27 protein-coding genes are annotated in these 21,039 nt (G+C 53.6%); 12 read left to right on the forward strand and 15 right to left on the reverse strand.

The window, feature by feature from the left end; all coding sequences use genetic code 11:
* Positions 1-41 precede the first annotated feature (41 nt).
* Both HUE57_RS18530 and HUE57_RS18535 read left to right on the forward strand, forming a co-directional pair.
* Positions 42-248, forward strand: a complete 207-nt coding sequence (locus HUE57_RS18530) for a hypothetical protein (protein WP_174673678.1) — start codon at positions 42-44, stop codon at positions 246-248.
* A 60-nt stretch (positions 249-308) separates the two neighbouring features.
* Positions 309-2,819, forward strand: coding sequence for a GGDEF domain-containing response regulator (locus HUE57_RS18535; RefSeq protein ID WP_174673679.1), 2,511 nt, complete (start codon positions 309-311; stop codon positions 2,817-2,819).
* A 16-nt stretch (positions 2,820-2,835) separates the two neighbouring features.
* On the opposite strand, the gene djlA is transcribed toward HUE57_RS18535, so the two are convergent.
* From djlA to HUE57_RS18550, 3 genes are all read right to left on the reverse strand, one after another.
* A complete protein-coding gene (gene djlA, locus HUE57_RS18540) occupies positions 2,836-3,657 on the reverse strand; it encodes a co-chaperone DjlA (protein WP_078484433.1) in 822 nt (273 codons plus the stop codon).
* Positions 3,658-4,004: 347 nt separating this feature from the next.
* Complete coding sequence (locus HUE57_RS18545) at positions 4,005-4,307, reverse strand: Dabb family protein (RefSeq protein WP_172840339.1); 303 nt, start codon at positions 4,305-4,307, stop codon at positions 4,005-4,007.
* 28 nt (positions 4,308-4,335) lie between these two features.
* The gene (locus HUE57_RS18550; RefSeq protein ID WP_078484435.1) at positions 4,336-4,950 is read right to left on the reverse strand and encodes a class I SAM-dependent methyltransferase; all 615 of its coding nucleotides are present in this window, start codon (positions 4,948-4,950) and stop codon (positions 4,336-4,338) included.
* A gap of 69 nt (positions 4,951-5,019) precedes the next feature.
* On the opposite strand from HUE57_RS18550, the gene HUE57_RS18555 reads away from it, so the two are divergent.
* On the forward strand, positions 5,020-5,169 hold the full coding sequence (locus HUE57_RS18555) for a hypothetical protein (RefSeq protein WP_174673680.1): 150 nt from the start codon (positions 5,020-5,022) through the stop codon (positions 5,167-5,169).
* Positions 5,170-5,278: 109 nt separating this feature from the next.
* Here HUE57_RS18555 and HUE57_RS18560 read toward each other — a convergent pair whose 3' ends face one another.
* The 4 genes from HUE57_RS18560 to HUE57_RS18575 all read right to left on the reverse strand — a co-directional run bounded on the left by HUE57_RS18560 (position 5,279) and on the right by HUE57_RS18575 (position 9,326).
* Complete coding sequence (locus tag HUE57_RS18560; protein ID WP_174673681.1) at positions 5,279-5,611, reverse strand: SirB2 family protein; 333 nt, start codon at positions 5,609-5,611, stop codon at positions 5,279-5,281.
* Between the two features lie 22 nt (positions 5,612-5,633).
* Positions 5,634-5,996, reverse strand: a complete 363-nt coding sequence (locus tag HUE57_RS18565; protein ID WP_078484437.1) for a nuclear transport factor 2 family protein — start codon at positions 5,994-5,996, stop codon at positions 5,634-5,636.
* Between the two features lie 121 nt (positions 5,997-6,117).
* Complete coding sequence (locus tag HUE57_RS18570) at positions 6,118-8,352, reverse strand: heavy metal translocating P-type ATPase (RefSeq protein ID WP_269087657.1); 2,235 nt, start codon at positions 8,350-8,352, stop codon at positions 6,118-6,120.
* A gap of 86 nt (positions 8,353-8,438) precedes the next feature.
* Entirely contained in the window at positions 8,439-9,326 is an 888-nt protein-coding gene (locus tag HUE57_RS18575) for a hypothetical protein (RefSeq protein ID WP_174673682.1), read from the reverse strand.
* 50 nt (positions 9,327-9,376) lie between these two features.
* Between HUE57_RS18575 and HUE57_RS18580 the strand changes: the two genes are divergently transcribed.
* Positions 9,377-10,282, forward strand: coding sequence for an ATP-grasp domain-containing protein (locus HUE57_RS18580; RefSeq protein WP_078484440.1), 906 nt, complete (start codon positions 9,377-9,379; stop codon positions 10,280-10,282).
* Between the two features lie 65 nt (positions 10,283-10,347).
* On the opposite strand, the gene HUE57_RS18585 is transcribed toward HUE57_RS18580, so the two are convergent.
* Positions 10,348-11,229, reverse strand: coding sequence for a hypothetical protein (locus HUE57_RS18585; RefSeq protein ID WP_174673683.1), 882 nt, complete (start codon positions 11,227-11,229; stop codon positions 10,348-10,350).
* 236 nt (positions 11,230-11,465) lie between these two features.
* On the opposite strand from HUE57_RS18585, the gene ubiT reads away from it, so the two are divergent.
* Positions 11,466-11,966 carry a ubiquinone anaerobic biosynthesis accessory factor UbiT gene (gene ubiT, locus HUE57_RS18590; RefSeq protein WP_078484442.1) on the forward strand — a complete coding sequence of 167 codons (501 nt, stop codon included), beginning with the start codon at positions 11,466-11,468 and terminating at the stop codon, positions 11,964-11,966.
* Here the strand turns inward: ubiT and HUE57_RS18595 are convergent.
* From HUE57_RS18595 to HUE57_RS18620, 6 genes are all read right to left on the reverse strand, one after another.
* Positions 11,954-13,276 (reverse strand): HAMP domain-containing sensor histidine kinase, encoded by a 1,323-nt coding sequence (locus HUE57_RS18595; RefSeq protein ID WP_078484443.1) that lies wholly within the window; start codon positions 13,274-13,276, stop codon positions 11,954-11,956. The genes ubiT and HUE57_RS18595 overlap by 13 nt on opposite strands.
* Positions 13,273-13,947, reverse strand: a complete 675-nt coding sequence (locus tag HUE57_RS18600; RefSeq protein WP_078484444.1) for a response regulator transcription factor — start codon at positions 13,945-13,947, stop codon at positions 13,273-13,275. Before HUE57_RS18600 ends, HUE57_RS18595 begins: the two co-directional genes overlap by 4 nt.
* Positions 13,948-14,048: 101 nt before the next feature.
* Positions 14,049-14,210, reverse strand: coding sequence for a hypothetical protein (locus HUE57_RS18605; RefSeq protein WP_174673684.1), 162 nt, complete (start codon positions 14,208-14,210; stop codon positions 14,049-14,051).
* Positions 14,198-14,545 (reverse strand): hypothetical protein, encoded by a 348-nt coding sequence (locus HUE57_RS18610; protein ID WP_174673685.1) that lies wholly within the window; start codon positions 14,543-14,545, stop codon positions 14,198-14,200. The genes HUE57_RS18605 and HUE57_RS18610 overlap by 13 nt, the downstream gene beginning before the upstream one ends.
* Positions 14,443-14,736 carry a hypothetical protein gene (locus HUE57_RS18615; RefSeq protein WP_174673686.1) on the reverse strand — a complete coding sequence of 98 codons (294 nt, stop codon included), beginning with the start codon at positions 14,734-14,736 and terminating at the stop codon, positions 14,443-14,445. The genes HUE57_RS18610 and HUE57_RS18615 overlap by 103 nt, the downstream gene beginning before the upstream one ends.
* Positions 14,737-14,761: 25 nt before the next feature.
* Positions 14,762-15,214 (reverse strand): Spy/CpxP family protein refolding chaperone, encoded by a 453-nt coding sequence (locus HUE57_RS18620; protein ID WP_078484446.1) that lies wholly within the window; start codon positions 15,212-15,214, stop codon positions 14,762-14,764.
* A 374-nt stretch (positions 15,215-15,588) separates the two neighbouring features.
* On the opposite strand from HUE57_RS18620, the gene HUE57_RS18625 reads away from it, so the two are divergent.
* From HUE57_RS18625 to HUE57_RS18650, 6 genes are all read left to right on the forward strand, one after another.
* Positions 15,589-16,143 (forward strand): HNH endonuclease, encoded by a 555-nt coding sequence (locus tag HUE57_RS18625; protein WP_174673687.1) that lies wholly within the window; start codon positions 15,589-15,591, stop codon positions 16,141-16,143.
* A 209-nt stretch (positions 16,144-16,352) separates the two neighbouring features.
* Positions 16,353-16,559, forward strand: a complete 207-nt coding sequence (locus tag HUE57_RS18630; protein ID WP_174673688.1) for a hypothetical protein — start codon at positions 16,353-16,355, stop codon at positions 16,557-16,559.
* 521 nt (positions 16,560-17,080) lie between these two features.
* Positions 17,081-17,470 carry a DDE-type integrase/transposase/recombinase gene (locus HUE57_RS18635; RefSeq protein WP_174673689.1) on the forward strand — a complete coding sequence of 130 codons (390 nt, stop codon included), beginning with the start codon at positions 17,081-17,083 and terminating at the stop codon, positions 17,468-17,470.
* Positions 17,471-17,476: 6 nt separating this feature from the next.
* Positions 17,477-17,680 (forward strand): IS3 family transposase, encoded by a 204-nt coding sequence (locus HUE57_RS20535; protein ID WP_420885732.1) that lies wholly within the window; start codon positions 17,477-17,479, stop codon positions 17,678-17,680.
* Positions 17,681-17,878: 198 nt separating this feature from the next.
* Positions 17,879-18,205 (forward strand): hypothetical protein, encoded by a 327-nt coding sequence (locus tag HUE57_RS18645; RefSeq protein ID WP_174673691.1) that lies wholly within the window; start codon positions 17,879-17,881, stop codon positions 18,203-18,205.
* A 108-nt stretch (positions 18,206-18,313) separates the two neighbouring features.
* Positions 18,314-19,054: a class I SAM-dependent methyltransferase gene (locus tag HUE57_RS18650; protein WP_174673692.1), complete on the forward strand. Its 741-nt coding sequence runs from the start codon at positions 18,314-18,316 to the stop codon at positions 19,052-19,054.
* A 1,009-nt stretch (positions 19,055-20,063) separates the two neighbouring features.
* Here HUE57_RS18650 and HUE57_RS18655 read toward each other — a convergent pair.
* On the reverse strand, positions 20,064-20,549 hold the full coding sequence (locus tag HUE57_RS18655; RefSeq protein ID WP_174673693.1) for a rhodanese-like domain-containing protein: 486 nt from the start codon (positions 20,547-20,549) through the stop codon (positions 20,064-20,066).
* 16 nt (positions 20,550-20,565) lie between these two features.
* Between HUE57_RS18655 and HUE57_RS18660 the strand changes: the two genes are divergently transcribed.
* Complete coding sequence (locus HUE57_RS18660; RefSeq protein WP_174673694.1) at positions 20,566-20,871, forward strand: hypothetical protein; 306 nt, start codon at positions 20,566-20,568, stop codon at positions 20,869-20,871.
* Positions 20,872-21,039: the final 168 nt, after the last annotated feature.

Raw genomic sequence — 21,039 nt, forward strand, 5'->3', positions numbered from 1 at the left:
TATGGAAATGAGTTCGAAACTGCTGTCGGGAGTCGCTATTTTTGCGAGAGTTTGTTTTGGGCATCCAAGCCCAAGCAAACAGCAAAAACTTAACGCGACCGTTTATGCCTGCGGCGCCCCGACCGTCCTGCGTACGTTGCGTAATCACCTCTTCGCGGCTCTACACAACTCCCTCAGTGACTCTACGCCGACATAAAGCCGCTGCTGCATCTTCTTCGTCGTTCGCTCGCGCTCTCAACTACGAATAGGCAGACGGCGTCGACTATCGGGGCTAACCGCCTTCGCTTCGCTATCCATGGCGGTCAGCGTTGGTCTACCCCGATAACGAGTTGCGCCAGCAGCTTGTTACGGCGCTCGCTCGTGCCGGCTTTGAGCAGATTCATGAGGCCAGCAATGGCAGTGATGCCGTCAGTTTGTTGCAGAGCGGTCAGGTCGATGCGCTCATCACCGACATTCCGATCGACGATCTCGATGGCTGGCGACTGACTCGCCTGGTGCGTTCCGACGTCTACCCCGTCGATGCTGCCATGCCCGTGATCGTACTCACCCGTAGCTTCAGCGAACGTATCGCTGAGGTAACGGCCAAAGAGTATGAGATCGACGCCTTTATTCCCTACGAACGACGCCATGAGCTACCAGAGACCCTGCAGAGCATGTTTGCGCAGGCACAGCAGGGGCACAACAAACCCTCGCTTCTGGTTATCGAAGACAATCCCGACACCGTGCGTGTGGTCGAGCGCGTACTTAAACCGCGCTTTAACATCGAATCGGCCATGACCGGCACCGACGGTCTCGCTGCCTGGCAACAGCGCCGACACGATCTGGTACTGCTCGATGTGATGTTGCCTGGCATGAATGGTGAGGATGTTCTCAAAGAGATTCTCGCCCTGCGCCCCGCACAATCGGTGGTGATGATGACCGCCGACTCCAGCGAGGAGCGTGCCGGACGACTGGTACTGGCCGGAGCCGCTGACTTTATTGCCAAACCGTTCCGCGCTGAGCAGCTGCGTCGTGTTTGCGATATTGCCATCAGGCGCGAAGATTACATGCACAGTAACGCACAGTTCGCCCACCAGGTTGAAGCGCTCAACCGGGAGAAAGAGCGCGCACTGGTCACCCTCGACTCAATTGGTGATGGCGTTATTACCACTGACACCAGCGGCACGATTGAATCGATCAATCCCGTCGCCGAACGCATGACTGGTTGGTCGAGCAGCGAGGCCATCGGTCTAAAACTTGATGCCGTCTTCCAGGTCGTCAATGAGTTCACCCACACCCAGACCGAGGATCCAGTTGTCCGCTGCCTGGAAGAGGGCAAGGCGGTCGAGCTCGGCTCTCATAACCTGCTCATCCACCGTACCGGCTCTGAGGTTGCCATTCAGGACACCGTCGCCCCGATCAAGGCGCGCAGCGGTGAGATGATTGGCGTGGTCCTCGTCTTCCACGACGTTACTGAAGCACGCAAACTCAACAAACGCCTCTCCTATCAGGCCACCCACGACAGTCTCACTGGACTGATCAACCGCAGTGAATTTGAGCGCCGCCTCTCGCGCCTGCTCGAAGATAGCCGTGATAACGGCAGCGAACACGTGCTCTGCTATCTCGACCTCGACCAGTTCAAGGTGATGAACGACACCTGCGGCCACATGGCGGGGGATCAACTACTGCGCCAGGTCGCCACACTCATTCAACAGGTGGTACGTCGTCACGACACTCTGGCGCGTCTCGGCGGTGATGAGTTCGGCATCCTGCTCGAGTACTGCAGCATCGAAAAGGCGACCGAGGTAGCCGATAGTGTTCGCCAGAGTCTGGTCGACTACCGCTTCACCTACGATGACAAGTTATTTGCCCTTGGTGTTAGCGTCGGTGTGGTGCCCCTCTCCCCAGAGAATCACAATCTCGAAGATGCGCTGAGCATGGCCGATGCCGCCTGCTACCTGGCCAAGGAGGCGGGGCGTAACCGCATCCACGTCTACCACCCCGACGATGGCGAGATAAATAAACGTTACGGTGAGATGCAGTGGGTTTCGCGAGTCATGCGCGCCTTTGAAGAGCAGCGTTTCATTCTCTTCTACCAGACCATTTTGCCGATCAACGGTGCCGAGGATGGCGACCACTACGAGGTACTGATTCGAATGCACGACGAGCAGGGAAAGCTCGTTCCACCCGGCTTCTTCCTCCCCGCCGTGGAGCGTTATGATCTCGCTGCCACCATGGATCGCTGGGTCATTCGAACCACTCTGCAGTGGTTTGAGGATAACCCCGAACAGCTTGAACAGCTGGCACACTGCGCCATCAACCTCTCTGGTAAGTCGCTGGGTGATGACCACTTCCACGAATTCGTTACCGAAATCCTGACCCACACCTGCGTACCACCAAACAAGATCTGCTTTGAGATCACCGAGACCGCAGCGATCACTAATCTCGACAAAGCGATCCGCTTCATTACCACCTTCAAGGCGATGGGGTGTCGTTTTGCCCTCGACGATTTCGGTAGCGGCATGTCATCCTTCGCCTACCTCAAGACCCTGCCAGTCGACTACCTGAAGATCGACGGACAGTTCGTCAAGGATATGCTCGACGACCCGATCGACCGCATCATGGTCAAATCGATTAACGAGGTGGGACATGATATGGGATTAAAGACCATCGCCGAGTTTGTTGAAAACCGTGAACTACTCGAGCTGCTACGCAGAATGGGCGTCGACTACGCACAGGGTTACGGTATCGACGTTCCACAGCCCCTTGAGGAGCGTAAGGTGACAGGGGTCATCGCCGAGTCCCTGACGCTTCAGGAACTCTCTCAGTCAGCGCCATAGGTTCGTACCAGAACTGTTAGCGCATGCCACGTGATGCCTTGACCGCATCGTAGGCGTTACGAATCTCCTGGCTCTTCTCAGTGGCGACCTTGATCATCTCCTCCGGCAATCCCTTTGAGACCAGTTTATCGGGGTGATGCTGATTCATCAGACGTCGATAGGCTCGTTTCACCTCGGCATCAGTCGCACTCTCTACAACATCCAGCACCTGATAGGCCGCCTTCAATTGCGCCTGTGGTGAGGCTTGCTGTGGCTGCTGATAGCCTCCACCAGCAGCACCGCCGCTGCCAAAATTACGCGCTGCACTGGCCATCGCCTCAAGGTGTTCAAACTCATGTTGAGTAAAGCCAAGAAGATCACAGATATGCTGCAGCATCTTGCGCTCAGCGCTATCAACCCGACCGTCGGCGTGGGCGGCCTGCAGTTGGATCTCAATAAACATCTGCATCAGGGTGCGACGGCGATGACACTCCTTACGGAACTGGTGTAGTAGATCATCGAGCGGAAAGTCGTCCGCCTTACCCTCACCGAAGAGTTTGATCGCTAGCGCACGCTGCTCCTCACCAAGCTGCATCTGCGCCATCACTGCCTTAGCAAAGGCGATCTCATCCTCACTGACCCGACCATCGGCCTTGGCCAGATGCCCCATCACCGAGAAGGTAGCGGTGAAGAAGGCGGTCTGAATGCGTTCTTGCTCTAGATGAGCGGTACCGCCTACCTGAAACGCGCCCAAGCCCTGATCAAACTTATGTCCTAGTGCAGCACCCAACACAGCACCAAGCGGTCCTCCCAGCATAAAACCGAAGGCACCGCCGACCATCTTTCCCCACCAACTCATTACAGCTCCAATTTCTTACTTTGAAAGATCGATATGCTACCGCAATCGCTCAACGATGGTGCACCTCATTCACTCAATGTGCACTTAACGAGATCACCAAGATAGGGACAGGAAAAAGAGTAACGGCGTGACCATGCCGACATAGCCTTACACTCATCAGCATCGCACCGATGCAGGAATCCTGACATCACTAACGCCAAGTTGGCCGCGAGATTAAATCAGTGTCGTCGAGTCCCCGGTAACAGATCAAACTCCTCGGGGCCGACCAGAAAACCGAATAGAGATAGCAGCAACACTGCAGGGGGATCAGCACATTGATTGTACGCCTCCAGTGCGCCCCTGATTGCTTAGCTGACGTAGTCGATCACATGGCGTGAGACGCGCACCTTTTTCACATACTCTGCGACCTCCTGGTGTGCCGGGTGCTCCTGATAGCGCTCCAGTGCGGCCCAGTCATCGAAGCTGGTCTCGAGCACGATATCGACATTGCTCTCAGAGTCGGGGTCGGCGATGCCAACCTTCAACTCCAGAATCTCAGGAATACGCCCCGGCAGCTGCTCAAGTTGGCGCTTCATCTCGCGCGCGCTCTGCTCCGGGCTCCCTTCGGTACCATCGCCCTTCAAGCCCCACATCACGATATGTCTAATCATCAGATCCGCTCCTCTTCTTATTGTCGTATTACAAGCGCTGGAATCTGCAGTAGAGAAAGTGTTGTGTCCCTCCAGCGGGGCGCACATGCTGCTCATCCAGACTCTCCAGCAACTCGAATTTATCACCAATCGCCTCGCTGAGTGTAGCTACATCGTAGCGAGCAATTGGCAGACCACTACACCGCTCCGGACCATCAAGACCGAAGGTGGCGACGATCAGATGACCGCCCGCCAGTAGTGATCGTTCAAGCACAGAGCGATAACGTGCCTGATCATCAGGATCTGTAAGAAAATGGAACACGGCACGGTCGTGCCAGAGTCGGTAGTGTTGCGGTGCCTCAAAGGCGGTGATATCGGCCTCTAGCCACTCAACCTGATCGGCACGACTGCCGAGTCGCTGGCGGGCATGACGAAGCGCCTCAGGTGAGATATCAAGCACCGAGAGGTTGCGATAACCACGCTCGATCAGGTGATCGACCAGTCGCGATGCACCGCCACCCACATCGATAATCGCCTCATCGGCCGAGACTCCGCAAGCATCGATCAACTGGAGTGACAGGGCTGGCGAGCGCTGATACCAGCTCAGCTCATCAATCCCCTTGCGGGTATAGGCCCTATCCCAATGAGCCTGTTTATCATTCATAAAACGTTCAAGAGGATACCTGCCGGGTGACGGAAATAGGCTACCGAAACAATGTAGGCAAAGAGAACTATGGGAGTCGCTATTTTTGCGGAAGCATGTTTGGGCATCAAACCAAGCAAGCGGCAAATACTTAACGCGACCGTTTATGCCTACGGCGCCCCGACGTCCTGCGTACGTTGCGTAATCACCTCTTCGCGGCTCTACACAATCCCTCACTGACTCTACGCCGACAAAAGCCGCTGCTGCATCTTCTCCGTCGTTCGCTCACGCTCTCAAGCTACGAATATGCAAACGGCCTCGGCATCGCGGACTAACCGCCTTCGCTTCGCTATCCATGGCGGTCAGCGATCGCCGCCAGCCAGGCAACCGTTCGAATGGATCGAGTACGACCGTAATGCAGCGCCACCATGCCGAGTGCGATATAGAGCAGCAGCCCAAGCACCTTGGCGGTGAGCCAGCCATGCACAAGGGGATACTGCTGTAGCTGGTAAGCAAGCGCGATAGCACTGCCCAGCAATACCGAGTCGATCACATGGGGCAGCTTACGCACCCAGTAGTGCTGCAACCGCTCGGGTGCTGCGATCATCCAGACGCCTCGCAGCACAAAGCCGGTTATGGAGAGCGAGACGGCAGTGACGTGCAACAGCTTCAGCCAACTCACTTCTTACGGTCTCCTCATCCGATCAGCTCGCGTAGAGCGTAGAGATATCGATATAGATCTGGTAATCATCAATCAGGTCACCCTTTATCTTAAAGACGTTGGCAAAGGGGACCGCGAGCTTTGAGCCGTCGTGGCGCGTGTATGTCACACGCCCTCGCACCATCGCATCGTTATCAATACACCAGCGATCGGTAATCTCATGCTGTAAACCGGCAATCGAGGAAAAAAAGCCCGCCACTGCCGCTTCACTCTCCTGCCGCCCCACTACCGGCTCACCACTACCAAAGGTGAAGCGGACATCCTCCGCCAGGAAGGCCGCAAATGCGGCAGCATCCATCTTATCGATCGCCTTAAACATCGGCTCCAACCACGCCGTATCACTCATCTCAAATACTCCACGTTGTCACAGATAGGCTCGGACCAGCAGAGGAGAGATCACTCTCCCGAGAGCCAGAACCACCAGACAATCAGCATAATGAGCGCCAGACCCAACACATTGACCCAGATCATGAGCGCACCTCCCGCGCCTTAAACAGCCGCAGACGGTTGGCATTACTCACCACCGTCAGTGAGGAGAGCGCCATCGCACCACCGGCAATCATCGGGTTGAGCAGCAGGCCGGTGAAGGGGAAGAGCAGACCGGCCGCGACTGGAATGCCGAGCGAGTTATAGAGAAAGGCACCGAAGAGATTCTGTTTGATATTGCTCACCGTCGCCCTGGAGAGTTCAATGGTATCGGCCACCACATGCAACGAGCCGCGCATAAGAGTGATATCACCACTCTGAATCGCCACATCGGTTCCGCTACCCATGGCAAAACCGACATCGGCCTGCGCCAGCGCCGGTGCGTCGTTGATGCCATCGCCCACCATACCGACCACCTCACCTTCGGCCTGTAGCATGGAGACATGTTCGTGTTTCTGCTCAGGCAGCACACCGGCGATTACCTGTTCAATATCGACCTCACGCGCCACCGCCTCAGCGGTGCGTTGCTGATCGCCTGTAATCATCACCACCTTCATACCGGCCTGACGCAGCCTCGCCACCACGGCCTTCGAATCACACTTGATCGGATCGGAGACGGCAATCAGGCCGGCACCGATACCGTTGAGCGCGATATAGATGGGTGTCTTACCACTATCGGCCATCACCTCGGCACGCTGCACTAGATCACTGAGATTAACGCTGTTCTGCTCCATCCAGGCACGATTTCCAAGCAGCACCTGCTGTCCACCCAACTCAGCCACCACACCGCGGCCGCTGACTGCCTCAAAGCTGCCGAGTTCGCTACGCTCCATGCCGCGTGCCTCGGCCGCATCAACCACCGCAGCGGCCAACGGGTGCTCAGAGGCCGCCTCCACCGAGGCTGCTATAGCCAGCAGGTCCTCCTCTTTGACGTTACGGATCGTCACCACTTCAGTCACACTCGGCCGTCCCTCAGTAAGAGTGCCGGTCTTATCAAGTATCACCGTGGTCAGCCGCCCCGCCTGCTGCAGCGCATCGCCGTTACGAATCAGCGCGCCAAACTCAGCCGCCTTGCCGACACCGACCATGATCGAGATCGGCGTGGCCAGACCCAGCGCGCAGGGGCAGGCGATAATCAACACCGTCATGGTGGTGACAATTGCATAACCGACAATCGGCTCGGGGCCGAAGTTGAACCAGATCAGGAATGTGAGTACGGCGACAATCATCACCGCCGGTACGAACAGCGCTGCGACCTTATCGACCAGTCGTGCGATTGAGGGTTTGCTCGCCTGTGCGGTGCGCACCATCTCAATGATGCGCGCCAGTACCGTCTCTTTACCGATACGTTTTGCCTGGTAGAGAAAACTTCCCGTGGTATTAATGGTGCCGCCGACGACCTCGTCACCGACGCCCTTCGCCACCGGTAACGGTTCACCAGTAATCATCGACTCATCGATATTGGAGCTACCATCAATAATGGTGCCGTCGACCGGCAAACGCTCACCGGGACGCACCCGAATCGTCTCATCAAGCCCGACCTCAATGATCGGAAGATCAATCTCCTGACCGTCACGCACCACCCTTGCAGTCTTCGGCTGCAGACCGACCAGCCGCTTGATCGCCTCGGAGGTCTTGCCACGCGCTCGTACCTCCAGCGCTGAGCCAAAATTGATCAGGGCGATGATAATCACCGCCGCCTCGAAGTAGGCGTGCTGGGCAAGACTGGGAACACCGCTGGGGAAAAGGGTAATCGCCATCGAGTAGAGCCAGGCGGAGCCGGTACCCATCGCGATCAGCGTATCCATATTGGCGTTGTGGTGGAGCAGCTGTTTCCAGGCGCCAGTGAAAAAGTGACGCCCCGAGTAGAGCATCGCGGCCAACGTCACCACACCGACCAATAACCAAAAAAGACGACCGTTTGCGAGCGATGGCAGCAGACCACTCATGCCAGCAACCATCAGTGGGAAACCGACCAGTGCCGCCACTCCAGCCTGTGAAATCAGACGACGGTATTGCGACTGCTCGGTAGCGTCGCGCTCGGCCTGCTCATCATCAAGGCTCTTCAGCTCCGCCGCCTCGTAACCCGCAGCCACCACGGCGGCAATTACAGTCTCAACGTCTGCCTCACCGCGCACCTGCGCGGTATGCTCGGCAAAGCTGACCAGCGCCTCATCGACGCCCGGCACCGCCTGCAACGCCTTCTCCACCGAGGCGACACACCCCGCACAACTCATGCCGCCGATTGAAAGCCTGAAACTCTTCTCTTCACTCACTTTGTTTACCCCTACACCAATGCGCCGAGCAGTTTACGCCCAACTCAGTGAGCATAGCCAACTGCCAAGCCCCTTTCGACAGGCGTTCAGTCAGGGTAATCCTCAATCCCTCGCGCAAGTTCAGCGAGTTGCGGCTGAAACCGCACACGCCTACTGGCAGAGGTAAACGCTGGCGTCTTGTTGGCATCAAACAGAACCACTCGGCCCTCATGAAGCGTGAAATCGAACTTGCCGTAGTCAAATCCGAGCTCCCTGCGTATCTCTCGCAGCTGATCGGGAACCGGCGCCGGTTCGGAATGGGTCAGGTCGTTTGGCTTGAAGACGGGACGGTCCGAATAAGCAACTGAGCAGAAATCCTGCCTGCCGAGGAAGAACCAGTGCCGAAGCGCATAGCCATGTTCACATGGCTCGGGCAGGAACTGCTCCACCACATAGTAGGGATCGCACCAGACAAACTTTGGTACATCGTCTACCCGAGGATAGACCCAGTACCCCTCACTGCTCTGGGGAGAGGCGGCGCGACGCAACCGTCGCGCTTGAAATTTCCGCTGTTCTCGTTCCAGCATCAAACGAAGGCCCACGCCCACACCGCCCTCCGCCCGCATCCGGTCACAGTGGTTGCGCCACTCCGACTCCCCATGACTATTCAAGTTCGACTTCACGAGAACCGCCCCCGAATAGCCCTCATCTGCCTCGACTAGCTGGCGACTGATAAACCGCTTTGATATATCGACTGCAGCACGGTTGAGTACACACGGATAACCAGCCAACGCATCGAGATAACGCTCATCGACATGTGTCATATTGGCATGCAGCAGAACCTTGTCGGCATCCGGCAGCCCCTCGAATCCCTGATGAAACAGAACCTCATAACCCGACTGCTGCCAGTAATGCGCGATATCATTTGCGATAAAAGGAACCGTTCCGATTCTGTCGCCCTTGTGTGACACAACCAAAATCCGTTTACTAGACACCGACATTAGTCTCCAAAATCGATTCAAACCTTACGGAAGGGGCTCCGTCGTTGAGGATTGCCATACTACATCAGAGACTGGAGTGGGCCGAGATCGAGATCCAGAGGCTACTCACCCAGCAGTGCCACCAGGTCGTGCTGCTACCGATTGAAAGCACCAATATCGACCGACTGCAGCAGTTTGAGATCGTGATCAACCGCATCTATGCCAGCGTCGCCAATAGCGACTATCGCGACAACCTCAAAACCCTGCACCTACTGGAGGAGGCTGAACGCTCCGGTATCCGCACCATCAACCCCCTGACAACGACCCGCGCCGACTACAGCAAGGCCTTCAACTACCGCCTGATGGTGGAGCACGGCGTACCAACACCCGAGACCCTGACACTCCAGTCGCCGACCGATACCGAGTCCGCCCTTCGGTTCGCCGAAGGAGACTACCCCGTGGTGCTCAAACGCGATATGGGTGGACGGGCTATCGATGTCGAACTGATGACCAATCCAACCGTGCTGCACAGTCGACTATTGAGTCACTTCGAAAATGACAACCGCGCAACGTACGGCGGCGACTATATTCTCCAGCGTTACCATGAGAATCTGCGCAATTTCGACTACCGCATCGCCATTATCGAAGGCCGGTTTGCCTACGCCTACAGCCGCAGCCTGATCTCGAACAGCGCCGCCGAACGCCCCTGGATCGGCAGCCTCAGCCGTGGCTCACAGCGCGGTGACTACACCCCTTCCAAAGTCGAGATAGAGCTCGCCATCAGGGCCAGCAACGCCATCGGCGCGACACTCAATGAGGTAGACATGATCTATACCGAACAGGGACCAATCGTGATCGAGAACAATCCAACCCCGACCTACTTCGAAAACGCCGATGAGCAGAAGCTCGCCTACAGTATCGAACGGCTTGCAACCGGATTGAACCTGTCCTCGGCCGATCACGTTCAATAAACAGCTCAGCCAACACCACACTAGCAAGGCGTGATCACGCGTTGCGAGTAAAGTGGGTAACTCTCTCAGATCACCTTCTGCAAGCCAGCCCCATGCTGCAGATAGCCATCAAGCCCCTCGGCCAATAGCGCCAGGCGTGACTCAAACAGCTTTAACCTTTTCGATGACAAGATAGCGGGGGTTTGATTTACATCGAACAGCACCACCTGCTCACCATGCTGCACAAACTGAAAACCGCCGAAGTCCAGACCCAACTCACGTCGGCGCTGACGCAAAACCTCCGGTACTGGCGCCGGTTCACTCGGTGTCAGATCACTCTGTTTGAAGACGGCACGACTGGAGTAGCTCGCAGTACAGAACTCACGATCACCCAGGAAGATCCATTCACGCAGCAGATATCCCCGTTCACTCCTCTCAGGGAGGAAGCGCTCAACCACATAGCGATCATCCCGCCAAATCGCTGACGGTACAGCACGGAGCTCCGGCAACACCCAGTACCCCTCGACACTCTCAGAGGTACCTGCCTTCCACAGTGCGCACCGCAGTCGCTTTTCGGCCTTTCGTGCCAGCAGATGGCGCCAGCGACGGTGCAAACCTCCCCGCTCTCGTAACGCCTGCCGACGTAGCTGTCGCTCAAACAAGCCCATGTAATTATCATTCGACTTGACGATAACAGGGCCCTCGTAGCGACTCTCACAATCAAGCAGATGACTACTGACCAACCGCTTAGAAATATCGCGTGCGTTTCGGTTGAGTACCCGCGGATAATCCTCAACCGCCTTAAGATAACTCTCATCCTGACGAGTGGTTCGCAGATGCATCAGCACCACATCGGCCTCGGGTAAATCCTCCACACCACGGTGAAAGCGAACCTCATAACCGCGCTGGCGCCAGAATCTGGCTAGTGCATAGGCAATAACCCCCGCCATTGACCCAGTCACACTCATGCAACAGCACCAGCAGGCGCTGTTTCGAAATTGTTGTTGATTCGATCATTCTGAATAGTTAGAAACGCTAACCTGAGGGTCCTGACACAGGAGACAAACCTATCGTTGGATCAATAATGGTGCAACTACCCATCTGGAGGTAGCCATCGACAGAACGTTGATCCTGTTGACCCTAATCAATATGTAGCTGCGCCAACTCTGCAATACTCGGCGGAGCCGCCTGAGAGATCGATACCATGAAACGAACCCTGCTCCCCCCCGCCCTATTGCTGCGCACCCTGCCCAACGTGGTGCACACCGAACTGATCAGCCGTATCTCCAACCACCTGCTCAAGGGACAGTGGATGGCCGAGCAGTTGATTGATCTTGAGGGGAAGCGCCTCTGCATCGAGATTAGCGATACCAACACCGAACTGTTGTTTGCCGTACGTGATAACAAGTTGCAGCGCTGCAGCGGTGCCGACCGTAGCTGGGATGTTCGGATTAAGGGTGATCTTGAGGGATTCTGGCTGCTGGCGACCCGTCAGGAGGATCCCGACACGCTCTTCTTCAATCGCCAGCTCGCACTAGAGGGAGAGACCGAGGCGGGGCTCTACCTGAAGAACATGCTCGACGCGCTGGAGTTCGATTGGGAGGCGCACCTGGAGGCGGTAATGGGGGCAAGAGCGGGCGGCCGCATCGCCAGCCTATTACACCGCACCGGAATCGATCGTCGCCTACCCGGTTACTCCGCCTGATGTTCCGACTGCACTGCCCGTAGCGGTAGCATCACCGTTACGCGCGTTCCCTCGCCGGGACTACTTTCGATATTGAGACTCCCTCGATGTGCCTCCGCAATTACCGCACAGAGATAGAGCCCCAAACCATACCCACCCGTCTCACGACGACGTGATGGGTCGGCCCGATAGAAGGGGTCGGTCAGGTAGGGGATATGTTGCGCCTCGATACCGTTACCAAAATCCTCCACCACCATCTCGATCTGCTCATCCTTGCACTCGACACTGAGCCTCGGTGTCGGCCGATCTGCAGGAGTATGACGCACACCGTTCTCCAGCAGGTTCTTCAGCAGCAGCTTGATACGGGCACGATCGAATTCCAGCTCTGGTAGGTGAGCACCGAGCGCAATCTCGATACCCGCCTCGGCAAAGTGACTCTCGATCAGCTCAGCAACCATCTCGTTAGCCGAGAAGCGTCCCAGGTTCAGCACCCGGTGGGTAGTGGTGAGTCGCTCGGTCTCCAGTAGCTCCTCAATAAATTTTTCCATCTCGTTCAGATCGCACTCGATCTCACCGCGCTGTCCCTCATCGCCGAGCAACGCGACCGCCACCTTGGCACGGGTCAGTGGTGAGCGTAGCTCATGACTAATCGCCAGTAACAGTTGTCGCTTCGCCTCCAGCATCTGTTCGATATCGTCGGCCATGGTGTTGATCGAATCGGCCAGCACCCCCAGCTCATCCTTGCACTTCAGCTCAATACGGTGCGAGAGATCTCCCGAACCGATCCGTTCAATGCCACGCTTTAGAATCTTCACCGGTGCGATGAGTCGATGCGTGGCCAGGTAGAGCAGCACCAAAATAACCAGTAGCAGTACCACAGGAATCACAAGACGCCAGCCCGCCTTCTCGCGAGCATGCGGCACCGAGAATGCGATAGTGTAGTCACTATTTGTTGCCACCAGATATTCACGATCACCCAGCTCACCAAAGGCGTAGTTCACCCCCTGCTGTCGAAAGTTGTGGTGGAACTCAACCCGGTCGAGATCAATCGGTGGCTGAATCGAAGACCAGTCACGACCAGGGCCGCTGATCTGAATCTCAATCGGCAGACGCGCCGCAATCGACTCAGCCTTGGCAATATCAGGCGGGATGCCGATATCGTTCTGCACATAGTTGAGGTAGTTAATCAGATGGGGGCGAACACTCTGCTTGAAGTGCGCCTTGAAGACCGAGCCAATACTGCCACCGACCAGAAGAACTAACAGGAACGCCATCACCACAAAGAGGATGACCAGACGGCCGGAGAGCGAGTGACGATGCCAGCGACTCATGAAACACGCCCCACAAAACAGTAGCCGCTACCACGCACCGTCTTAATGAACTCAGCAGGTTTCAGCTTCTGACGCAGACGACTTATCGCAATATCGACCGAGCGGGTGAAGAGCTCCACCTCCACCCCTTTCAGCTGATTAAGAATCTCATCACGACTCAGTGTTTTACCTGCCTGACGGACCAACAGTTCCAGCATGCGGTACTCGGTTGAGCTAAGTTGCACCACCTCATCGGCAAGTGTTGCCTGCTGCAGCGCTGTATCGATCGCGAGATCACCAAAACGCATCACCGCCTCATCACTGCGACTACGCTCGCTACGCTTGAAGATATTCTGGATACGCGCCACCAGTTCACGTGGTTCAAACGGCTTGGGCAAATAGTCATCGGCACCCAGCTCAAGACCCACCACTCGGTCCATCACCTCACCGCGCGCCGTAAGCATCACAATCGGCACCTCACTGTCGTGACGAATCTGCTTGCAGACCTCAAAGCCATCCATCTCCGGCATCATCACATCGAGAATCACCAGATCGACTCCGCCACGCTTCAGGCGCGCCAGACCCTGACTCGGCAGATTGGCGCTCTCAAGCTGCAGATCGAACTGCTTGAAGTAGCGCCCCAGCAGCTCAGCCAGTCGCTCATCATCATCTATTAATAGGATTGTGTGCATCAGTTACATATCGCTTCCGTCTCGACCACTCTAACCAGAAGCCGCATTAAGTGGTAGCGGGATGCGAAGCCCGGATCGACACCCCACTACCTAAACCCGGTTTAATGGAAACAGCGGTGTGATCGACCGTGTTTCTGCATCATCGCAACTAACTCGCCGCGCTGTTCAATATCAAGACTCTCAAACAGATCGCCCAGTCTTTCCGACACCTCGCCAACCGCATCTGCAGCCGCCACAAACTGCGCCTTAATCAATCGATCCATCTTCGCCCGATCAAGCTGATCGGCCGAAAGCAGTTCAACAAACTCCATATGCAGACCGACCCCCACCTCCGCTGACCGCCATGGAGAGCGAAGTGAGGGCGGTTAGTCCCGATAGTCGACGCCGTCTGCCTATTCGTAGTTGAGGCGCGAGCGAACGACGAAGAAGATGCAGCAGCGGCTTTATGTCGGCGTAGAGTCACTGAGGGAGTTGTGTAGAGCCGCGAAGAGGTGATTACGCAACGTACGCAGGACGGTCGGGGCGCCGCAGGCATAAACGGTCGCGTGAAGTTTTTGCTGTTTGCTTGGGCTTGGATGCCCAAAACAAACTTTCGCAAAAATAGCGACTCCCCGGCTCAACCGCCTTGTACGCTTCCTCCAACTGCAGCAGTAAAGCATCTAATTCCTGACGCTGCTCTGCGGTCAAATTCAATTTCTTATTCAATCGCCAAAGAATCAGCTTGCTAAACGGACCGCCATGTTGGCCGCATCCACCCCAGGGACCACGCAGCATATTTCCAAACCCCATAATCAATACTCCCTGTTAAATTGCTTTAATGGCGACCAAAGTGACCGCGATGTTCGAGATGACGATCCATCTTGTCGCGAATATAGGCCTGCTGCTCAAGATTTAATTCATCGTAGAAACCGGCCAGGGCTGCGATCACCTCCGGCGCACGATCACTTACCGTTTCGGTATGCAGTTTGACCAGACGATTTGCAGCCGCCTGATCTAGCGTAGGCTGCTGTAACATCTCATCCAGGGTCCGTTTGGCAACATCTCGGGTCGTACCCATCTCACGCTTCACTACCAGCAACTCATCCTTCAACAGCACCAGCTTCGCCGTCTGCTGCTCATTCAACTCAAGTTTGTCGACCACCTTCTCCATCATCCACTCAGCCAGCTCTTCCGGGGTGGAACCTTTATATTGGTTGCATGCCACAACCGTCGTTGTTGCAATAACACCCACCACAACCAAAGCGATCTTCTTTGCACGTTTTTTCATATCTACTCTCCTTCACTGTTTCGACTCTGTAGTTAAATAGTAGTGAGAGCGAGCTGGAGAAGCCTTTCAGGGGCGTAACGGTTTGTATCGGTTTGTAACAGGCGGGCGCCGGGCAATCTGAGGTTTACAGCGTGTTCGACACTAACCCAATCAGCAACACCAAACCAACTTGGCATTAGTCGTTGATATGTTCTAGTCTCTTCACACAGCCAGGCGCGCACGCCACCAAACAGGAAGCACCATTGCAGGATGCAAAACACAACAAACACTCCCACTCAAACAACACCAAACCGCAAAAACCGAGAACTTTTGGCGGCATATCGCAGCATACGAGCTGGCCGCACAATCCTCTGTTAGAAGGAAATAAATAATTAGTGGCAATTTACAACACAGCATCTGACGCATCGAATACAGCAGTTCGCGCCTTTCTTACAAAAGTTGGTGAATTTTATCTTGGGCGGTCCTTTAATACTGGCTCAGGCAAAGGGAAAGCAGATTGGGAAAGAATCAGAGATAATGTATTTAATGGTGAGTGCGCATACTGTGGCGTTTCTGGTCAACCTCTACAAATAGAACACTTGTTAATGTTCAATAGAACGGAATATGGCCTGCATCACCCTGGCAATACCGTACCCTGCTGCAAGGCATGCAATAAACGCGAACGAAAAGAAGACAAAACATATGCAAATTGGATTGAACATCTTCAAGTGGTGTGCAACAACAGAAATGAAGACCATCTATTTGGAGCAAGAAAAGAAAAAATAGAAACCAGCATTAATAACGAAGGTTATCCTAATCTAGACGATAAAGAAAAACATGCAATCAGAGTAATTGCCAACAGCTTATATGAAAACATAAAAAGCGAATCAAACAAATCTCTTGAACTATATAAGCAATTAGACGAAGCGTTTATACAGCATGAAGAATAAGCCTTCTAACAAGGCGTTCATGCGGGATGTGAACATCCCCGATTAAACGGACACCAACTTCTAACTGAAGGGGTGTTTAATGCCAAAATACAATAACCCACGAAAGACGTGGCGCTACACAGATGAATTCAAGGTAAAAGCTGTCCAGCTAAGTTTTCTGGAAGGAGTTCAGGTTAAAGAGGTTGCTGACACGCCGGGGAGTCGCTATTTTGCGAAAGTTTGTTTTGGGCATCCAAGCCCAAGCAAACAGCAAAAACTTCACGCGACCGTTTATGCCTGCGGCGCCCCGACCGTCCTGCGTTCGTTGCGTAATCACCTCTTCGCTGCTCTACACAACTCCCTCAGTGACTCTACGCCGACATAAAGCCGCTGCTGCATCTTCTCCGTCGTTCGCTCGCGCTCTCAACTACGAATAGGCAGACGGCGTCGACTATCGGGGACTAACCGCCCTCACTTCGCTCTCCATGGCGGTCAGCGCTCGACATCCATCCGTTTATGCTGTCACGATGGCGAAAGAGTATCGAGAAGGTGTGATTGTGGCAGATAAGAGAAAAAGGTGACCAGTATTCGCCGAGAAGCTTCTGAGCTGGATAAGATGAAGAAGCTGAAAAAGGAGGTTGCCCGACTCAAGCAGGAGAATGATCTGCTAAAAAGTGGCAACGGTTTCTTGCGGAAGAACATCAGAACGATATCGATTCATCCAGAGAAACCGGAAACTCGGAGTAAAGTACATGTGCGAGTGGCTGGGCGTGTCCCGCAGTGGCTATTATGACTGGTGCAAACGCCCAGCGGCTGAAAGAACAAAGGAAGATGCGTACCTGACCAGAAAGATCGTGAAAATTCATCGTCAGAATCGCGGCGTCTATGGCAGCCAAGAATACATCAGACACCGCGCAATCAAGGCGTTCGCATCGGCAAGAAGCGTGTTGAGCGCCTGATGCGAGATAATGGCGTGGTTGGCCGAGTCGTTAAAGTTACGCGACGACAGCCTGGATTAAAACGATTTAAAGCTGAGGGTGAAAACCTGAAACGGCTTGCGCCGAACCCAGACAAGATCAATCAAGTGTGGGTTGGAGATGTTACCTACTTGAAGGTAAAAGGCGCATGGCGATATTTGGCCACAGTAATGGAGGTATTTAGCCGTCGAATTATTGGGTGGTCTTTAGGTCGAGATAGAACAACCAATCTCACGCTTAAAGCGCTAAGGCATGCACTCAGGGACAGGGAGCCAGAGAAGGGAATGATATTTCATACAGATCGAGGGATTGAGTACACAGCACATCGATTCAGAAATGAGTTAAAAGGCATGAAATCCGCCACAGTGTAAACCGTCCTGGCTACTGCACGAGATAATGGACACATGGAATCATTTTTTCACACATTAAAGGCAGAACTGATTCGTGGATCGCACTTCGATCATGATGTTAAATTACGGTTTGCACTAAACAGCTATATCAATCAATTCTATAATCACCGAAGAATGCATTCGGGGATTGGGTATATACCACCAGCTTATTATGAGCGGATGGTTGCGTGAAAATAGCGTGTCCGATTTATCGGGTGAAGATCAATGTGAAACAGCATACGCCCTTAATTAGGCGTTAATTACCAATATCCAACACACCAAATAACTATGGTTAGCGTTAATACTTGAGATGTCCATATATTAAAAACAAGCACCAACCAACGGCATTTTCGCCGACCGACATCATTCAACAAGGAAGAGGACTGCAGGATGCAAGACTCGGGGAGTCGCTATTTTGCGAAAGTTTGTTTTGGGCATCCAAGCCCAAGCAAACAGCAAAAACTTAACGCGACCATTTATGCCTACGGCGCCCCGACGTCCTGCGTACGTTGCGTAATCACCTCTTCGCGGCTCTACACAACTCCCTCAGTGACTCTACGCCAACATAAAGCCGCTGCTGCATCTTCTTCGTCGTCCGCTCGCGCTCTCAACTACGAATATGCGGACGGCGTCGACTATCGCGGACTAACCGCCTTCGCTTCGCTATCCATGGCGGTCAGCGCTGGTAAAGACCACTATAAAAACAACAACCAATAGCGAGAGCTATGGGCGACAACCCACAACGTCAGCCCCACCTTCACCGTTAACCGCTGGCTATTGAATACAACCCACTTGATCGCGCCAATTTGAGAACCGGAGAATCAGATGAAACACATTCACAGCTATTACTCTCCGAATGACTTATATAACAAAATAATCGATGGCCTTAATAATCTCGGAAAAGACTTATCAGAAATCACACCCGACGACCTTCAGCCAGTGGATGAGTTTCACATCCGCGGGGACACAGCTACAAACGAACTCATAAAACTCGCCAACTTCACACCGGACATGCAAATTCTCGATGTTGGCTGTGGCGTTGGCGGCTCAACACGGCGCCTGTCACATGAAACAGGATGCTACGTAACCGGCATAGATTTGAGCGATGAATATATTGATGCCGCCGAAAGATTGACCGACCTACTAAAAATGCAGGATCGCGTTAAGTTCGAAGCCGCAAGCGCGCTCGACTTACCATTTGACGACAACACCTTTGATGGTGCCTGGTCGATTCAGATGAATATGAACGTCGAAGACAAGCTTGGCTGGTTAAAAGAAGTATTCCGCGCCATCAAACCAGGCGGTCGAGCTGTTCTGTATGAAGTATGTGGCCACAAAAACACACCTGTCTATTTTCCAGTGCCGTGGGCACAGGACAGCTCCATGAGTTTTCTGTACCACCAGAGCCATTTCGGGAAGTTATTACATCGGCCGGATTCGATATCGAGGTCTGGAATGACAAGACCGATCTGTCAAAGGAGGCATTTTCACAAATGGCAGAACCAACGGGTGAGCCAAACCTACCGGAACTCGGAGTACATATGCTGGTCGGAAACGACATACTAACTAAAGCATACAACCTTCATCGCAACCTTGATGATGAACGAGTCAGCTTGATTGAGACCGTCGCCGTTAAATCTATGTGACAACTCAAGTTTGAACATATACCCAAAACATCAAGAGCACAGCGCGCGTTATATGCCGGGGCAGAGTGAAGATCACACTGCCCCAAAACTCATCCACTAGTCCAAATTACGCATAGTCACTCTATACCCCAAACAATAAGCCACTAAAAAATACAAGGAAATACATATGAACCATGATGACCTTAGAAATCAGTATGAGGCGATGACATATTGAAAAACTCACGGAACTTAAAAACGATGCTGTACTATCCGCCGAAGTTATCAATATTCTCGATGAAGTATTAAGCACAAAACCAGGTGAAACACCCCTAAAATCAAACAACAAACAAGCAATACAAATATAGGCGCACCTATTGAAACCCGTAAGAATCATATGTTAGCCATACTGAAAACCCTCCATTATTAAGCTCATTATTCAATTTTTAGCAGCTCTAGGCATGTTGAGCGGGGTCTTCCTATTTATGCTGTTTTGGCCCAATGATTCGATCGCACCCATAGACAAAACCGTATCATACTCAATATCTATTGCCTGGCTTATGGCCGGAATAATAGAAGCTGCGCTATTTTCCGCAATTGAACTAGGACTCAAATACTTAAAGGCAACATACATAAATACAAAGCACTCCTAACGTGAATTAACAACCAATGGGATCAGAACGTTTGATTGAACTCCAACACTAGAGCATTTCACTTAATAGTTAATACCTCCATCGGGTTAATCCTCCCCACTCCAACACCGAGCATCGGATCGATTTCAGAATTGAGTGAGTAGCTGCCTGAGCGTAGCGAGTTTCTGCTTACGCCTGAATTCGTGATAAGTGATGGAACCCAAAGGGTGATGTGGTGGGGTGATGGTTTTGTGTGATTTTGCCGAATCAAAAGCACCACGCCGCGCGGGTTCGCGAACCCGCATTAAAACAGCGACACACTCAGGATTTCTTCCGACTCTCCGGACTCTTCTGATAGTCCAACAACTTGTTAGCAAAATACCGATCTCCCAACTCTGGATCGATGGGATTACCCTCCATATCGACCAGTGGCAGATCGAACTCATTCCAACCACGCAGACCGGTCTTCAGTGAGGTAACGTGTTTGTAGCCCATCTGCATCAGGGTGTAGGCGGCAAACACACTGCGACTACCTGATCGACAGACCACCACGATCTGTCGGTCTCGCGCCTCGACCAGCTCCGGCTCGGTCTCTTCATGATCCCACTCCACTGCCGTCTCAAGAATGCCTCGCGGCACATGCAGAGAACCATCTATCTTCATTGTGTCGTATTCCTGATTTTCACGTACATCCAGGAATAGCAGATCGTCACCCGCCTCCACTCTCTCAGCCACATCCCAGGGAAAACACTCCTTAATGTGCGGTGAGATTTCTTCGACAAAGTCTTTATAGGTACGACGTTTCATAGCTACTCGGAGTATTTTGTATGCAGAACATTATTGTAAGTCATTTAGAAGCCGGGCAGATCATTATCTCATCTCTGCACATCCTTACAATCGAGGAACACCGGGAGTCGCTATTTTTGCGAAAGTTTGTTTTGGGCATCAAAGCCCAAGCAAACAGCAAAAACTTCACGCGACCGTTTATGCCTGCGGCGCCCGACCGTCCTGCGTACGTTGCGTAATCACCTCTTCGCGGCTCTACACAACTCCCTCAGTGACTCTACGCCGACATAAAGCCGCTGCTGCATCTTCTCCGTCGTTCGCTCGCGCTCTCAACTACGAATAGGCAGACGGCGTCGACTATCGGGACTAACCGCCCTCACTTCGCTCTCCATGGCGGTCAGCGACAGCAAAAGTGTGTCTGGTTCTCACCAGACACCCTTTTCAATTTTCTACAATCCTCTCGACCGGAGCCGTGCGGCTCATCTGCAAACCGTATATGAACAGTGTAGTG

It is taken from the genome of Candidatus Reidiella endopervernicosa, assembly GCF_013343005.1.
Classification (GTDB): Bacteria; Pseudomonadota; Gammaproteobacteria.

Bases quoted from the DNA above. Each gene is read 5' to 3' on its own strand.
- djlA (WP_078484433.1), bottom strand. From the start codon at position 3,657: ATGAGTTGGTGGGGAAAGATGGTCGGCGGTGCCTTCGGTTTTATGCTG.
- HUE57_RS18545 (WP_172840339.1), bottom strand. From the start codon at position 4,307: ATGATTAGACATATCGTGATGTGGGGCTTGAAGGGCGATGGTACCGAA.
- HUE57_RS18550 (WP_078484435.1), bottom strand. From the start codon at position 4,950: ATGAATGATAAACAGGCTCATTGGGATAGGGCCTATACCCGCAAGGGG.
- HUE57_RS18555 (WP_174673680.1), top strand. From the start codon at position 5,020: ATGGGAGTCGCTATTTTTGCGGAAGCATGTTTGGGCATCAAACCAAGC.
- HUE57_RS18565 (WP_078484437.1), bottom strand. From the start codon at position 5,996: ATGAGTGATACGGCGTGGTTGGAGCCGATGTTTAAGGCGATCGATAAG.
- HUE57_RS18585 (WP_174673683.1), bottom strand. From the start codon at position 11,229: ATGAGTGTGACTGGGTCAATGGCGGGGGTTATTGCCTATGCACTAGCC.
- ubiT (WP_078484442.1), top strand. From the start codon at position 11,466: ATGAAACGAACCCTGCTCCCCCCCGCCCTATTGCTGCGCACCCTGCCC.
- HUE57_RS18595 (WP_078484443.1), bottom strand. From the start codon at position 13,276: ATGAGTCGCTGGCATCGTCACTCGCTCTCCGGCCGTCTGGTCATCCTC.
- HUE57_RS18600 (WP_078484444.1), bottom strand. From the start codon at position 13,947: ATGCACACAATCCTATTAATAGATGATGATGAGCGACTGGCTGAGCTG.
- HUE57_RS18605 (WP_174673684.1), bottom strand. From the start codon at position 14,210: ATGGATCGATTGATTAAGGCGCAGTTTGTGGCGGCTGCAGATGCGGTT.
- HUE57_RS18615 (WP_174673686.1), bottom strand. From the start codon at position 14,736: ATGGGGTTTGGAAATATGCTGCGTGGTCCCTGGGGTGGATGCGGCCAA.
- HUE57_RS18620 (WP_078484446.1), bottom strand. From the start codon at position 15,214: ATGAAAAAACGTGCAAAGAAGATCGCTTTGGTTGTGGTGGGTGTTATT.
- HUE57_RS18635 (WP_174673689.1), top strand. From the start codon at position 17,081: ATGCGAGATAATGGCGTGGTTGGCCGAGTCGTTAAAGTTACGCGACGA.
- HUE57_RS18645 (WP_174673691.1), top strand. From the start codon at position 17,879: ATGCAAGACTCGGGGAGTCGCTATTTTGCGAAAGTTTGTTTTGGGCAT.
- HUE57_RS18650 (WP_174673692.1), top strand. From the start codon at position 18,314: ATGAAACACATTCACAGCTATTACTCTCCGAATGACTTATATAACAAA.
- HUE57_RS18655 (WP_174673693.1), bottom strand. From the start codon at position 20,549: ATGAAACGTCGTACCTATAAAGACTTTGTCGAAGAAATCTCACCGCAC.